The organism is Skermanella pratensis (assembly GCF_008843145.1).
GTDB classification, from domain to species: domain Bacteria; phylum Pseudomonadota; class Alphaproteobacteria; order Azospirillales; family Azospirillaceae; genus Skermanella; species Skermanella pratensis.
This window is the reverse complement of record NZ_CP030265.1, coordinates 2,061,139-2,076,140: the sequence shown is the minus strand read 5'-3', so window position 1 is coordinate 2,076,140 and position 15,002 is coordinate 2,061,139. Positions and strand designations below refer to the sequence as shown.

Below are 15,002 nucleotides of genomic sequence, written 5' to 3'. Positions count from 1 at the left end.
TAGATATTCCAGATAAAGGACTTGATCTCGATTATCAGAATAAGCATATATGTTCCTACTACGCCGAGAGCAAAGTAAATCAATAATCCTCTAATCACAGGAGTGTCTTTGAGCCACCACCCGAGTAGATTGGTAGCAACAGAATTCTCGGAAAAAATGAATGATATGATGTAACATATGAATATAAATATTAGAAAATGCCAAAAAGTCATCATAAACGTGAAGAATATATATTTGAGCCTGTTGATATTGGTTCCGGGTTGACGTAACACCGCTAACCTCTCAAACAAGGTCACCTTAGTAACGGTTGCAAAAATCGTGAATCCAGCAATTATAAACGCGAGCATTGCAGTCGAAAATGACAATCCCATAGATGACCAGTTCCGAAGAACAGTCACTGCTCCATCTGCCAGTCCTCTACTCTCGAGGACAAAAACGTCTCCGCAATATCCACCCAGTGACAAAAAGAAGAATGTCAATACAACAAGAGCGATCTCTCTCTTGTTGCTGGTTACCCTCCACGCTGCTAGAATTAGCTTGAGGAAGCTACGCTCTGCGAATAAATCCCCCGCCAATCTTCTGTGTTCTTACCCAAGATCAGCCTCTAATTCCTGGATCTTCGAGGTTACGTCTTCGGCAGGAGAGCCTATGCGGATTGCACCAGAAGTCAAAAGATTAGTGAAAGCTTGATACAATCTCGCAACTAAGCCATCTTGAGTGTCAGGCACCTCTGTGATTTTAGTCGAGACACGGAAGCTTTCATTGTTACCCTCCAAACGGTTCCTATCCGCATCGATGCCTTTCAGTCGTACTCTTTGGTTCCCTGAAGCTGCCGCATCGTTGATTTGTTTTATGGCCTCCTTATGATCAAATCCTTCTGCACGTTCAGTACGGACAAAAGTTTTGTCTGGCTCAAGCCTTTCGTTATATTGTTTAAGCTCCTGCCAAATTTCATGCCCATCAAACTCTTGATTGGGCTTAACAAGCTCGAATTCAATTTGTTGTAATTTAGAAAATTTTTGGATAAACTCTTCTATACTTGCTTCGTTGGTAAGTGGAATTATGTTCAGAGTTGGCGGAGCATGTTGCTTTCGTAGTTGTGTCTTCGTAATCTTCTGCAAGTTATGAGCTTGCTCTTTATACAATTTGTCGATGAACCCTCGATATTTTTCCGAAATAAATTTTTTGACTGTTGCCTCAAATGTCGGAATATCAGGAGCATGCGGAGTTTCTGGGAAGTAGACAAGTCGATGATTGTTGAGGATTAACGCAAAAAACGCAGACGGAGCAGACTCGAGTGTCTGACTGTCCGGCACCAAACCTCTTGATGGATCGTATATCTGAGTTCGCCTAAGGACAGTATTTTTGATAAATCTCCCGGATGCAATAAGCACTGGAGCGTCAGGCTCGCCCAATCGTGTAAGCTTGTAGTTTTTTATAAAATACGAGGTATGCGGCCCGAATGTTCGGACAAGACTTTCGTCAGATAAGGCAGGGAGAACAATCTCAGCAGCATAGTCAAGTAAAACCCCTTTGATCCCGAATCGACAAATGAAATTTGCGAATGTCGCGTGATATTTCCGCATCAGTACCCCGTGCTGCCTAACGAACCTCCCTGGTATGTCATGGAGGCTTACATTGAGTGTAGAGGTTGTACACTGGATCATTCGCCTTGATCAAGAAGGTGATGGTTCCCATGGCTTTCCATATCCAAACTCAGCGGGTATGTCCGCTGGTCATTGCTCAGGCGTAGCGGTGGCAAAGTTAAGTCTGCCTATAGCAGCATAGCCATTGAGTTTGCTATCGGATGACGGCCCACTTTGCTGACGAAATTCGGCCCCCCTTTTGTCGAGGCGTCCCATCCTTCTGCTGAACAAGCGGGAGAGGCGGGGTGGACAGGAGATCGAAGGTGGAGCTATTCGAGCAGTTGCGGCGCGAGTATGAATTCGGGATTGGAACGATCAAGGGTGTCGCCCGGAAGTTTGGTGTCCACCGCCGGCTTGTGCGCCAGGCGGTGAACAGCGCGCTTCCTCCGGTTCGCACATACCGCCAACGGCCCAGGCCGGTGCTGGGAGCGGTCGAAGGGTTCATCGACGGCATTCTGGAGGCGGACCGGCAGGCTCCGCGCAAGCAGCGCCATACGGCGCGTCGGATTTATCGCCGCATCCTGGCGGAGATGCCGGGCCACGCGGTCGCGGAATCGACGGTCCGCAATTACGTTCGCGACCGTAAACGGTCACTCGGGCTGCTGATCCGGGAAACCTACGTGGCGCAGTCCTACCAGTGGGGCGGCGAAGGCCAGGTGGATTGGTACGAAGCCTATGCCGAACTGGCCGGGGATCTCACAAAGCTTCAGGTTTTCTGCATGCGCTCGATGGCCGGTGGCGGCGTTTTCCACCGGGCTTACCGGAGCGCCACCCAGCAGGCCTTTCTGGAAGGCCACGAACTCGCCTTCCGGCACTTTGGCGGCGTCTTCAGGCTGCTGCGCTACGACAATCTGACCAGCGCGGTGCGCAAGGTGCTGCGCGGGAGGCTGCGCGAGGAAACCGAACGCTTCATCGCCCTGCGCTCGCACTGGCACTTCGAGGCGGACTTCTGCACGCCCGGTGCCGGTCACGAGAAAGGCGGCGTCGAGGGTGAGAACGGCTACTTCCGGCGCAATCACTGGGTTCCGGTTCCCAAGGCGGCCAGCCTCGAAGTGCTGAACGAGCTGCTGCTGATGCGCTGCCGGGAGGATGAAGGGCGGCTGATCGATGGGCGCAGCCAGCAGGTCGGGCAAGCCATGGCGGAAGAGCGCAATCATCTGCTGGCCCTGCCGGCAGAGGAGTTCGATCTGGCCGAGATCAGCTTTCCCATCGTTGATGGCGGCGGCTGCGTCAGGGTCAGGACCAACGCCTATTCGACGCCGGTGCGTCCCGGGACCACGGTGCAGGTGAAAGTCTATCCGGCCCATCTGGAAGTCTGGCATGACGGCCGGTGTGTCGCCCGTCATGAACGATGCTATTCAAGATGCCAGCAGATCCTGGATCTGGAGCACTATCTCGATGTACTCGAGCGCAAACCCGGTGCTTTGGCGGGATCCACGGCGTTGGAGCAGTGGCGGCGGGCGGGACGGTGGCCGGCGAGCTTCGATGTTCTGTGGCAGCGGCTGATTGACCGCCAGGGGCGCCAGCACGGCACGCGGGCCATGATAGCAGTCATCCAGCTCGCCAGGGAGTTCGGGCACGACGCGGTGCGTCAGGCCGTGGACACCGCCGTGAAGCTGGGATGTTCGGACGGTGCGGCGATCCGCTACCTGCTGACCTGTGCCGGACAGCAGCGTCCGGCGCCGGAGATGGCTGAAGTCGGCGAACTCACACGCTACGACCGTCCGATGCCGTGCCTGACGGGATACGACCGGCTGCTCGACCGGGATCAGGAGGTGGCGCCATGACCAGGGGGAAGACGCCATCGCCCGCCGCCTCCCTTCATGAGCAGACAGTTCGGCAACATTGTCGCGCCCTGAAGATGCCGACCGTTGCCGGGCAGTTCGAAACGCTGGCCCAGGCGGCGATCCGTGAGGGGCATGGCCACGTCCAGTATCTGGATGCGCTGCTGACGGCCGAGATCGAGGAGCGTGAGCGCAAGGGGGTAGTGCGTCGGATCCAGGAAGCCCATCTGCCGCGGGTCAAGACCCTGGCCGAGTTCGACTTCCGGCAATCCTCGGTGTCGGCAGCACGGCTCGCGGACCTTGCCGCGGGCGGCTACATCGAGCGGGCGGAGCCGGTGGTGCTGATCGGCGAAGCGGGCACCGGCAAAACCCACCTGGCGCTGGGATTGTGCGTAGCGGCGTGTCAGCAGCGGCGGCGCGTTCGGTTCACCAGTGCCTCGGCGCTGATCAACGAGCTTGTGGAAGCCCGCGCCGCCAGCCAGCTGAGCCGGGTGCTGGGCCGCTGGGAGCGCGTCGATCTGATCTGCATCGATGAAGTGGGCTACGTGCCTCTGATGGAAATGGGCGCGGAATTGATGTTCCAGATCATTGCCGACCGGGCGGAAAAGGCGGCCCTGATCGTGACGACGAACCTGCCCTTCTCGGAGTGGGGGCAGGTGTTCCCTAACCCCCGGCTCTGCGGTGCCGTGCTCGATCGGGTCACCGACCAAGCCCACATCATCGAAACCGGCGGTGAATCATACCGCTTCAAACGCAGCATGGCCAAGCGGGGTGCTGTCTCATGAACGAGGTATTCGCCACGCGACACGGCCTCCGCGCCGCCTTCTGCACGGCCCCAAAAGGCCGTGCGGGCTGGCTCGGCCGGGCGGCATCAGTCAAGAGCAGCCATTGAAGCCAGGGGGAGCCAACATTGGTCAGCAAAGTGGGCCGTAGTTCATTGACATAAGCAAGCCATAGAGTGGGTCATGGACCCGCTGCACACGTATCCGCCTGAAGGCCACCTTTCCTGGCCGTCGCTGACCAGACGATGCGATTGGCCCTCCTGCTGGGTCTCTATACGGCCCAGCAGGAAGGTGACCTGCTCCGGCTCCGGTGGTCACATACGATGGTCACCGCATCAGCCTGACCCAGGATAAGATTGCTCAGGCCGTCAGCGTTCTAGTGATGAGCCCGCTCAAGGATGTTCTGGATGCCCACCCGCGTGAAGATGCCCAATGTCCTCCTGAACCACCGGGGTCACCCTTTCAAGCGACGTCGGTTCGAGGAGCGGTGGACAGCCACCATGGCGGAGGCGGGCCTGACAGGATTGCGGTTCCAGGATCTCCGCCGCACAGCGATGACCCGCATGGGCGAGGCCAGCGTCACCGAGACCGAGATGGCTGCTGTCAGCGGCCACAGCATCGACCGGTCGCGGCAGATTCTCTAGAGATACGTGATCACCACGACGCTGATATCCATGGTTATTATCCTGCTTGCCTAGTGTGCCGACTTGACCTTGGCTGACAATGCCGAGAACCACTGACCAACCCGCCGCCATCTTCCAAAATATTTTGGAAAATCAAAGCGTTCGTCCAAGTTCCCGGCATCAGTCGGAGACATCATAATCCTTGTGTCGGGGGTTCAAATCCCTCCTCCGCTACCAGTTAAAAAGCCTGCTAAGTCAAAAGCTTAGCGGGCTTTTTCGTGCCTGGAACCCGGCCCGGAGTTGTCTCCCGCCGTCTCATTTCGTCCCAAGCAGAATCAATGGGTTAGCAAGGCGTCTCTGTGGGTTTCCAGAACGATTTCCAGAAAAAATGACCGTTGCAGGGCGCGGATTCACCCGTGCTGGCAAGGGGTTGGCGGGGAGACGAAGGGCGAGCGGCAGGCTCGGCGCGTGCATCCCGGGGCTCTCCGGACCCGTCTCGGCCGTCTATTCCCACGCTACCGATACGCCCTTCTGCGTCCCAGCCTTGACCAGCGGAGGCGCCGTTTGTTTGCCGCCACCCAAGCCTAGGCGCTTGGCTGTGGTGGCATCGCCGCCGTGGCACGGGCTACCGGGATCGCCCCCCAGCACGATCTGGCACGGGCTCAAGGAGATCGCCGACGGGGTGCCGCCGTCTGGGCCACGCCCGCGCTGACCGGGCGGGCGCAAGCGGCTGACGGAGACAGATGTGATGCTGGAGCGCGCTCTGCTGGAGTTGGTCGCGCCGATGACGCTGGGCGCCCGGAGCGCCCACTGCTGTGGGTATCGAAGAGCTTGGAGAAGCTGGCAGTGGCCTTGTGGGGCCAAGGCCATCGGGCGTCGGCGAAGATCCACGGCGCGCCAGAGATAATGGGTCTGGCCGGCGATCTTGAGAACAACCTCATCCATATGCCACGTGTCGTCCGGCCGGGGCAGCCGCCGGCGGATGATGTTGGCGAACGCTTGGCCAAACTTAAGGCTCCATTGCCGGATCGTCTCGTGGCTGACCACGATGCCCCGGAAGGCCAGCATCTCCTCCACCATATGAAGGCTCAGTGGAAACTTGAAGTACAGCCCGACCAAGTGGCTGATCAGCTTCGGAGAAAAGCGGTGGCCGACGTAGGGGGGCTTGGTCGAGGTCGTCATGGCCACCTCCTGACCAACTCGCACCGATTGCGCGATCCAACCCGCCGCCAATTTGACGGTGCCGTTCAGTCGCCACGCAACAGGCCAGACAGGGACAGCTTTTCCAAGTTCGACATGCCTAGCGCGAGTCGGGATCAAATCGGTCGTGGGTAAACTCCAGCGCCCCGCTCAGTGCCCGAACTTTGCCCCTGTGACACAATTACCGCTTAACAACCTGTCAGCGTAGATCTATTTTCCCGTTGTTAAGGTTCCATGCACTCGCGTTATGTAAACCCTGTCAGAAATCCGCATTCCGGACGAGAATGACTACACTGGGGATATTCGGCTTTGACGAGTAGTTTTGGGTTCCTACAAACCCGCTGGCCGGAATTGCATAAGCGTGCCGTTCAAGCCGAATTCGCACTCCATGTCGATGCGGATGTGACAGCCATTCGCCTTCGGTGCTTTGGGGAGCTTCTTATCTCCGCTTTTTTCCAATTGAAAAGCTTACCAGAACTCACGAACGGTCGGCAGATCGATCGCCTGCGATTCCTCGAAGACAACCGCCTTCTGAATGAGCGACTTCTCGGGAAGCTTCACACTCTCAGGCTTCTTGGGAACAAGGCGGCCCATGGCGGCACGGTCTCGGCGGCGCAGGCGGCAGGCCTTCTCGCGGATGCGTGGGCTCTGGCCCAGTGGTTCTGTCGCCTCATCGCACCCGAAGAGTTGTATGCCTCGGGGCCGTTTCGCCTCCCCGATCCTGGGGCGCAGCCCGCCGGCGCGTCCCGCGAGACCGTCGAGGAGGCGCTCGCCGAGACCGGCAGTGGGAGAGAGGAGGCGTCCGGCCCCGCCGCCAAACCTGCGCGCCTGCTCCAGGACAACAGCCGGCAGGAGAGGGAGGCCTCCGACAAGGCGTTCGATGCTGTCGATCCCACCACGAGGGAGCTCAGGACCCCCATCCGCCTGAGGGAAGCCTTCGCCGGCGCGACCCTCTCGAAGAGCCAAGAGGAAGCAGTCGAGGAACTCGAGTGTTTCTTCGCGGACCCCCGGGCGAAGGTCTTTCTGCTCAAGGGCCATGCGGGTACCGGAAAAACTTTTATTATTAGAGGTTTGGCAGACTACCTTTCGGCCCAAGGGCGTAGGTTCCGCCTCTGTGCTCCCACGGGACGCGCCGCCCGAGTGATCGAGGGGAAGACCGGGTACCAAGCCGGAACGATCCATCGTACGATCTATAACTTCAAGGAACTGATCGAATACACCGACGAGGGCCTCAAAGGGTCGGAAACCTTCAAGAACTACGCCCAGATCGCGATCAACGACGACGCGGCGAACGCCGTCTATATGGTCGATGAGGCGTCGCTCATCTCGGACATCTACCAGGAGGGCGAGTTCTTCCGCTCGGGTTCCGGGTATCTTCTGAAGGATTTCTTCGACTTCGTAGGGCTGGATCACAACGACCACGACAAAAAGATCATCCTGATCGGGGATGCGGCGCAGCTGCCCCCCATCGATATGTCATTCTCTCCCGCGCTCGATGTCGACTACCTCCGCAAGACCTACGGCGTAAGCTGCCGCAGCTACGAGCTCGAGGACGTCGTCCGGCAGAGGGCGGACAGCGGCGTTCTTCGAAACGTCATGCCGCTTCGCAACAGCCTGAGGAGCGGGAAGTTCTGCGAGCTGACCTTCGACTTCAGCGTGCCCGACATTGAGAAGGTCGAGGTCGATTTGGTCCTCTCCCGCTACCTCGAGTCCTGCGACAGCGCGATCAACGACAAGGCCATCATCGTGGCCCGCTCGAACGCGGAAGCCGCTGGCTACAACCGCATAATTCGCGAGCATTTCTTTCCGGGAAAGTCGGAGATCGTTCCTGGCGACAAGCTGATGGTGGTTGCGAACATCACCGTCGGTGGCCTCTCCATCGCGAATGGCGACTTCATCTTGGCTAAGGAGGTGGACGAACGGGTGGAGACCCGCCGCATATCCATCCGACGAAAGAACCCCGACACCAAGGCCGTGGAGACCGTCGAGGTGGCCCTTTCCTTCCGGGGGCCTTGCTGGGTGTCCGGGACACGGATGGACGCGCGCAGTTCATCCGGACGAAGATCCTCGAGAACCTGCTCTACGACAACAATCCGAACATCGGGTCCGACGAGCAGAAGGCCCTGTATATCGACTTCTGCATGCGGCACGAGCATTTGAGGAAGGACCGCAAACGCTTCCAAGAGGTTCTTCGGGCTGACCCATATTTCAATGCCTTGCGGGTCAAGTTCGGCTACGCAGTCACCTGTCACAAGGCCCAGGGCGGCGAATGGGAGCACGTCTTCGTCGTCTGCCCGCGCGGCCAAAAGGAACTCTCACCCGACTACTTCCGATGGCTCTACACAGCGATGACACGAGCGAAGGGTCGTCTTTACATGGTCAATCCCCCGCATCGGGAGCCGGGGCCTACCACGGTGGTGGATATGCCTCCTGTCGCCATTGCCCTCCTAGGGCAGGTGCAGGCCGTCCTTGAAGGGACCAACATCGAAATCGAGGACATTGCCCATAATCCGTATCAGGAAGCATTTTTCTTCCACCGTGACGGTGAATCCGCCCGAGTGAACATTTACTACAACGGCCGGGGAGTGATCGGAAAGGTCATACCGGTCCAGGCCAACGCGCTGAGCGACGAGCTGAATCAGCGCCTTGGTACCCTGTCGGGCCGCTTCCTGCCACCCGCCAATCCAGCGTCCTCCTCGGACGAATTGATCTATATCCCCAGCGAGGAGTTCCTCCGCACATTCCACACGCGGCTCCTTTCGCGGGCCAAGGAGTGGGGGATCCGGATCGTGGGCGTGGCCGAGATGCAATGGTGCCAGCGGTACACCTTCGCCCGCGACTCCGACGCGGTGGTTGTCGATATCTATTACGACGGAAGGGGCACCTTTGGTAAATGCCAGCCGGTTAACCCGTCGCGGGCGCCGCGTGCGTTCCTGTCTGAGGTGATCAACCTGCTGACTGTCAGGAAAGGCTGATGAGCTCGTCGAGCGAGGTCTTCAAGCTCCGCCGAGACGGCCAGATCGATGCCGCCTACGCGATGGCGCGGGAGCGCATGGCATCGCCCCACCGAGATGCCTGGGATATTCGAGCCTATGCTTGGTGCCTCATCGACCTTCTCAAGGAGAACGCCCGGAAGGGCTCCAGTGAAGCAGCCGAGGATTATGCCCGTCAGCTGCGCGCTCTGGAACCGCCCGAGAACGATGAGATCCTTACCAAGGAGCGTCGCCGTGCGCTCTCGCTCCTCGAGGAGGGAGCAGACGAAATTGCCCAGGCGCAGGAGCACAGCAAGGCAGAGCGCCTTCGCGACGCGATCACGATTTACGCCGACCTTGCCCGCCGCAAGCTGCTTGGCCCCGAGAACAGGACGAATTACGGCTGGGATCTCTACAAAGCGACAAAGGACCTCTTGGAGAAGAATCTCCCGGGGGAGTTGCCGCCGGCCGTCGTGGGCGAAGCTCGGCGCCATCTCAACGCCTATATGGGACTCGAGGTCGAGCGTCCCTCGCAGCTTCACAGCTGCATGCTGTACATGGCTTCGCGCCTCGCCTCTAGCGACCATCTCAAGATGTTGCCCTTCGCCCGTCTCTGGGGGCTCGAGCATCTCCGGCAGGAGGACTTCGAGCGTTTCGCCGCGAAGGACGGGAAGAGCATCCCCGCGCTCGCCGAGAAGGTGGTCATGAAGGCCGCAAAGGAAGCCGCCGAAAACGGCAACCGTGCCGATCTCGACTACATGCTGCTCTTCGTCGACCGCATGATGGTGCGCTTCCCGGACAACCACTGGTTGGAGCTGAACAAAGTGAAGCTCTTCCGGGCGCTTGGACGCCAGGACGAGGCCCGGAACCTTGCGCTCTCCTTCACCAAGACGAAATCCCAGGAGTATTGGGCATGGGAGCTTCTCGGAGATCTTCAGGCCGATCCTGGGACACGCCTGGCCTGCTACTGCAAGTCTCTGACCTGCTCGCAGGATGACAACTTCGTGAGTCCGCTTCGCCTGAAGCTCGCGCGCGAGTTCCTGGACGCCGGGCATGCGGCCGAGGCAAAGGGGGAGATCGAACGGATCCTCGAGCACAAGAAGCGCTCCGGCCATCGTGTGCCTGTCGACGTGCAGGACATGACCGCCATGGACTGGTATGCAGCCATCGATGCCACGCCCCCTAAGGTCGGCTTCTATGCGCGCTTCGCGGCCGCAGCCGACGACCTCCTGTTCTCTGACCTCCCTTGGATCGACGCCTGCGTGGGAGAAACATTCACTGTTGAAGGACAGGACGGGAAGCCGAGGCGGAAGCTTTATCTCAAGACCCCCTTTCTTCCCGCCGAAGTGTCTATCCCGGAAAACAGGCTGAAGCTGAAGTCGCCGCGGATTGGCCAGCCCATCCGGGTGAAGGCCGACTACGACCCTGAGGGCGAGCGGCGCTTCATTCTCCATGCGGTCTCCGACCGTCCGGACGGTGCGCCCTTTGACATCTTCCCTGAAACGGTTGGAATCGTCGACCAGGTCAACCCCAGCAAGGGATTGATGCACTTCACGGCCGGCCGGGAAGCACAGGGAACCTTCCCTCTCGCCCACTACAAGGGGATAGCCGCTGTCGGCGCATTCGTCTCCCTCAGGCTGGCCACGTTTCAGTCTCGCAAGGGAGGAGGCATGCGCGCCCTAACGGCGAATGCGACGGACAAAACGCCTGGCGCTCAGGTCTGCCGGTCCTTTCGGAGTATGGTCAAAGTAAGGAATGGCCTGGGCTTCACTGACGACAACATCTTCATTCCGCCTGATCTCGTGAGAGCCAGTGATATCAATGACGAGGATGTCGTGACTGGAGTCGCTGTCCAGAGCTTTGATAAGAGGAAGAGGAACTGGGGGTGGAAAGCGATCTTGATCAGTGAGGTGAACCGGCATCGTTAACTTGTTGGGCGGGAGTTTGAAAGCTGGACGAGCTTGACGGCGAACGGGACTGGTGCGGGCTATGCGGCGAGCATGATGCCGCAGACGGCGTGCCACGCCTGGAAGGCGCGGTCCCGATCGGCACGGTAGTCGGTTGCAGTCATACGGTGGCAGGGCAGGAAGAAGAGGTTGTTGATCTGGTCGAGAGTGGAAAGGAAGCGCTGGGCGTGTCGGGCCGACTTGAACCGCTTCATCTGTCGTTCTCGCGGTCGGGTTGGCTGGTGGGAGTTCTCCGCCCGGTTGTTGAGCCCCTTGTGCTGCCGGTGCTAGACGCCGGGCATGATCTCCTGCTTCGCCGCCCCGTAAGATTTCAGCTTATCCGTGATCATCACGCGAGGAGTCCGGTATTGTCGCTTGAGCAGCTTGCGCAGCAGCCGCTTGACCGCCTTCCTGTTGCGCCGGCTCTGGACGAGCACATTGAGCACGACACCGTGTTGATCCACAGCGCGCCAGAGATAATGGGTCTGGTCAGCGATCTTGAGAACAATGGGTTACCAGAGCGTCTCTGTGGGTTTCCAGAACGATTTCCAGAAAATCGGGGCCGTTGCCGGGCGCGGATTCACCCGCGCTGGCAAGGGGTTGGCGGGGATATGAAGGGCGAGCGGTAGGCTCGGCGCGCGCATCCCAGGGCTCTCCGGACCCGTCTCGGCCGGCTGTTCCCCGATATCCTGGCCGGTTCCGTGCCCCTGGGGCTCTGTCAGGTCTTGCAGCGAAAAACACGGCGCGCTGGAGCGACCGTGCAATTAACTTCACAGGCAGATCCGAGTGAGACCCAGCCGACGGCCGCGACGGCCTCAGCCCATGGTTGCCGATCCGCCGGACTGGAGGCTCAGCCCGCTTCAGCGTCCGTAGATCTCGTCGATGTCTATGGCGATGCCGGGCGGATCCAGTTCGATCTTTCCGCTCGAGAGGATGCGGGTGTCGATGCCGCCGTCGTGGGCACGCCGGTGGTGGATCACGCCACGCCTGGCCGTCAGCACGATGAGGTAGTGGACGATGCCGGGGACACGGAAGTAGCCGTCGAGCTTGGCTCCGGTATCGATGCCCCTGGTGCCGGGGGAAAGCACCTCAACGACGATTACGGGATTGGTGGCGGCAACCGCATCGTCCGGGATCGGCGGGCCACAGTTGACGACGACGTCGGGCTCGTAGTCGGTGTCCGCGTCGATCTCGACCGTCATGCCGTCGGGCAAAGCCTCGCAGTCGCCGCCATGGTCCCGGAGAGTGCGGTCGAGGGCCTGCCAGACGCGGGCCTTGATGCGAGCATGGATGGCGCGCTCGGGCGCCATGGCGACCGGCTCACCGTCCACGCGCTCGTAGCGCACACCCTCCTGCTGTTCCGCCCATTGCCGGAACTCGTCCCGCCCCATCCTCTGCCGCCGCGGGTTTTCCATCACCGCTCCCATATTGAGATGCTGCATGATAGTACACCGACGGCCTTCGCCCTGAGCCCTCCGATATTGATGCCGATTCAGCACCGATCGTCGCGGTGCGGCGTTTCCACTGTAACAGCAGGAGACGCGCCATGCCCAAAGCCACCGCCGCAACCGTCGAGATCGCCGGGATCACGCTCACCCATCCCGACCGGGTGCTCTGGCCGGACCAGGGCGTCTCCAAGTGCGCCTTGGCGGAGTACTATGCCGACATCGCCGACCGCATTCTGTCGCATGTGGCTAACCGACCGCTGACGCTGGTGCGCTGCCCGTCCGGCAACGACGGCGCCTGCTTTGTCCAGAAACACTCGTCGGCCGGGCTGCACAAGGCGGTTCGCAGGGTGCGCGACGGCGACGACGAATGGCTGGCGGTGGACGACATGAGCGGCTTGGCGGCGCTGGTCCAAGCGTGCGTGCTGGAGTTGCACCCGTGGGGAGCCACCACCGACGACCTAGAGCGGCCGGACCGCATCGTCTTCGACCTTGACCCGAACGAGGGCGTGCCGTGGGCGCATGTGGTGGAGGGTGCAAGGGCAATCCATGCGGCCTTGAAGGATCTGGGCCTGCGCGGCTTCGTCAAGGCGACCGGCGGCAAGGGCCTGCACGTGATGGTCCCGATCGAGCCGCACGCCGATTGGGAAACGGTCAAGGCGTTCGCGCGCGACGTGGCGGCGCGGCTTGCGGCGGCCCGTCCCGAGCGCTACACGACCAACCCGCTGAAGGAGGCAAGGAGTGGCCGTATTTTCCAGGACCACCTGCGCAACAGTCGCGGCGCCACTGCGGTAGCCGCCTACTCGACCCGCGCGCGGCCCGGCGCGCCGGTGGCGATGCCACTGGCCTGGGAGACGCTGGGCGACGCCGCCGCTGCGCCCCGCTACGGCATGGCCGACTTACCGGCCGGCGATCCGTGGAAGGGCTTCTTCGAGGTGCGGCAAAGGCTGCCGGGATGATACGGACACTCGGTGGCAGGTCCCTGTTTGGGAGCCACAAAGCATCTCATGGAATAGGCGCAAGAATGCAAAATTCCATGGAGCACACCGCCGGATAATGCGGTCTTATATAGCAACCGCCACCACGACTGCGCGTCGATCTCGTGAAGCTACGAGACACGCGAGATTACTTGTCCGTAGCACCAAACCGTCATACATTCCTGGATGCTGCCAGCGAAGGCATTTTGGAGGTTAAAGATGGGCTCTCCTGTATCTGTGCGCCTGGACGATGACGCCCAGGAGGTGCTTGAGGCCGCCGCCAGGGAGCGGGGCATCGGCCTATCCACCTATCTCCGCGAGATGGCTGAAAGAGAGGCCAGGAAGATACGCAAGGAAAGGATCCGGGCGGAAAGCCGGAGCGTGGCGGAGTATGTGGCCTCATCGCCCGAGGCGCAGGCTTTCTATGCTGACTGGGGCACGCCGACAGCTGAGGGCGGAAGGCAATGAACGTGACGGCGGGCGACATCGTGATCGTGGACTGGCGGGATGCGCTTCCCAAGGAGGCGAACAAGAGACGGCCTGCCATTGTGGTGGAGGACAGCGACCTGTTCGACCCAGCTTATCCGAATGCCATCCTCGTGCCGCTTACCGACGATCCAAAACTGGCTATGCCGTCCCTGTCCGTACCCATCGCCCCGACGCCGGAGAATGGGTGCCCCAAGGCTTCCTGGGCCATCGCCCACCATGTCACCGCAACGTCAAAGCAGCGGATACAGACAACCACATCCAGGATCACCGACGCTCAACTGGCCGAGATCCGGCGGCGAATCGCCTTGTCGATCGGCATTGACGGCGGCTAGGGAATGTGCCGCAACCAACCCCGCCTTGGTGGCTGTTGCTACATAAGACCGCTGTTTCGTCCTTGTTGGAAGTTTCATCGCCTGGCCTGTCTCGCTTTGTATCTTCTACCCCCTTATAGCAGAAGCAGGGCAGTCAGCCGCAGGCAAGATGAACGCGGATCCGGTTTCGGAATGACCTGATAGGGCGCGAAGCGGTTGCTGATGGCCATCCGTTGAGCTTCGTCTATGGGTTAGGAACGGCTGATCAGGACCTTGTCCGCTAAACGGAGGACTCCAGACAGGTCGCTCATCGGCACCGGATGTCCGCTTTTGGCGACAAGCGGCCATCGATCCCGGTGGCGAGCGGCGCGGGATATAAAGGGCAAGTTCCCGCGCGAACGGATGCCGGGCCAAGTGTCGGGCTCGTGCTCGGGACAGCGTTACGCTACGTTTGGGCTTATGGTCGTCTTGTGGAGCTTGATGGCATGCCATCCCTGACCCGACGCGAACAGGACCTGCTGCACCGATACCGGCGATTTTATCTCGATCTGGTCGAGGGCCGGCGGTTGCCCGAAACCGACGCTCAGCGGCATTTCCTGGAGGTTGCCGCGGGGCGCCTGCCGCCAGTGACGGAGCACGAGCGCCTGTGGGTGCGATGGCGGCGGATTATCCGGGAACGGGATGTCCGAGCCATCAAGCGGCAGATAGGCTCGGGCGAGCCCTCGAGCAGCCTAGCAATAACGGGCCGCGTAGATGCTCACCATCGTGGCTGATCCATGCGATATCCAGACTTCAGCCGCTTTGCGGTGTGGAGCGCCTGCCGGCGT

At 60.3% G+C, this 15,002-nt stretch carries 11 protein-coding genes and 3 pseudogenes; 10 read left to right on the top strand and 4 right to left on the bottom strand.

Going from position 1 to position 15,002, the window contains the following annotated elements:
• Window positions 1-587 precede the first annotated feature (587 nt).
• Window positions 588-1,586, bottom strand: coding sequence for a hypothetical protein (locus DPR14_RS09335; RefSeq protein WP_158044891.1), 999 nt, complete (start codon window positions 1,584-1,586; stop codon window positions 588-590).
• Window positions 1,587-1,891: 305 nt separating this feature from the next.
• On the opposite strand from DPR14_RS09335, the gene istA reads away from it, so the two are divergent.
• From istA to DPR14_RS29065, 4 genes and pseudogenes are all read left to right on the top strand, one after another.
• A complete protein-coding gene (istA, locus tag DPR14_RS09330) occupies window positions 1,892-3,433 on the top strand; it encodes an IS21 family transposase (protein ID WP_211103954.1) in 1,542 nt (513 codons plus the stop codon).
• Window positions 3,430-4,215, top strand: a complete 786-nt coding sequence (gene istB / locus DPR14_RS09325) for an IS21-like element helper ATPase IstB (protein ID WP_158044889.1) — start codon at window positions 3,430-3,432, stop codon at window positions 4,213-4,215. The genes istA and istB overlap by 4 nt, the downstream gene beginning before the upstream one ends.
• A gap of 404 nt (window positions 4,216-4,619) precedes the next feature.
• Window positions 4,620-4,856, top strand: coding sequence for a tyrosine-type recombinase/integrase (locus DPR14_RS09320; protein WP_192499373.1), 237 nt, complete (start codon window positions 4,620-4,622; stop codon window positions 4,854-4,856).
• A 447-nt stretch (window positions 4,857-5,303) separates the two neighbouring features.
• A pseudogene (locus tag DPR14_RS29065) lies at window positions 5,304-5,717 on the top strand (ISAzo13 family transposase); the annotation flags it as partial.
• Window positions 5,718-5,720: 3 nt separating this feature from the next.
• Here DPR14_RS29065 and DPR14_RS09315 read toward each other — a convergent pair.
• Window positions 5,721-6,017 (bottom strand): annotated as a pseudogene (locus DPR14_RS09315) (IS6 family transposase); the annotation flags it as partial.
• A gap of 420 nt (window positions 6,018-6,437) precedes the next feature.
• On the opposite strand from DPR14_RS09315, the gene DPR14_RS09310 reads away from it, so the two are divergent.
• From DPR14_RS09310 to DPR14_RS09300, 3 genes are read left to right on the top strand one after another with little or no spacing between them, the layout of a single operon-like run.
• On the top strand, window positions 6,438-8,195 hold the full coding sequence (locus DPR14_RS09310) for an ATP-dependent DNA helicase (protein ID WP_192499372.1): 1,758 nt from the start codon (window positions 6,438-6,440) through the stop codon (window positions 8,193-8,195).
• The gene (locus DPR14_RS09305; protein ID WP_192499371.1) at window positions 8,177-9,010 is read left to right on the top strand and encodes an ATP-binding domain-containing protein; all 834 of its coding nucleotides are present in this window, start codon (window positions 8,177-8,179) and stop codon (window positions 9,008-9,010) included. The genes DPR14_RS09310 and DPR14_RS09305 overlap by 19 nt, the downstream gene beginning before the upstream one ends.
• Window positions 9,010-10,935 (top strand): DUF7017 domain-containing protein, encoded by a 1,926-nt coding sequence (locus tag DPR14_RS09300; RefSeq protein WP_158044885.1) that lies wholly within the window; start codon window positions 9,010-9,012, stop codon window positions 10,933-10,935. Before DPR14_RS09305 ends, DPR14_RS09300 begins: the two co-directional genes overlap by 1 nt.
• A 154-nt stretch (window positions 10,936-11,089) precedes the next feature.
• On the opposite strand, the pseudogene DPR14_RS09295 reads toward DPR14_RS09300, so the two are convergent.
• Both DPR14_RS09295 and DPR14_RS09290 read right to left on the bottom strand, forming a co-directional pair.
• Window positions 11,090-11,432: pseudogene (locus DPR14_RS09295) on the bottom strand (DDE-type integrase/transposase/recombinase); the annotation flags it as partial.
• A gap of 381 nt (window positions 11,433-11,813) precedes the next feature.
• Window positions 11,814-12,395, bottom strand: a complete 582-nt coding sequence (locus tag DPR14_RS09290) for a Uma2 family endonuclease (RefSeq protein ID WP_211103953.1) — start codon at window positions 12,393-12,395, stop codon at window positions 11,814-11,816.
• A 104-nt stretch (window positions 12,396-12,499) separates the two neighbouring features.
• Between DPR14_RS09290 and ligD the strand changes: the two genes are divergently transcribed.
• The 3 genes from ligD to maoP all read left to right on the top strand — a co-directional run bounded on the left by ligD (window position 12,500) and on the right by maoP (window position 14,948).
• Window positions 12,500-13,357: a non-homologous end-joining DNA ligase gene (gene ligD / locus DPR14_RS09285; protein ID WP_158044884.1), complete on the top strand. Its 858-nt coding sequence runs from the start codon at window positions 12,500-12,502 to the stop codon at window positions 13,355-13,357.
• Window positions 13,358-13,839: 482 nt separating this feature from the next.
• Complete coding sequence (locus DPR14_RS09280; protein ID WP_158044883.1) at window positions 13,840-14,196, top strand: type II toxin-antitoxin system PemK/MazF family toxin; 357 nt, start codon at window positions 13,840-13,842, stop codon at window positions 14,194-14,196.
• Between the two features lie 464 nt (window positions 14,197-14,660).
• Window positions 14,661-14,948, top strand: coding sequence for a DUF413 domain-containing protein (maoP, locus tag DPR14_RS27290; RefSeq protein ID WP_192499370.1), 288 nt, complete (start codon window positions 14,661-14,663; stop codon window positions 14,946-14,948).
• Window positions 14,949-15,002: the final 54 nt, after the last annotated feature.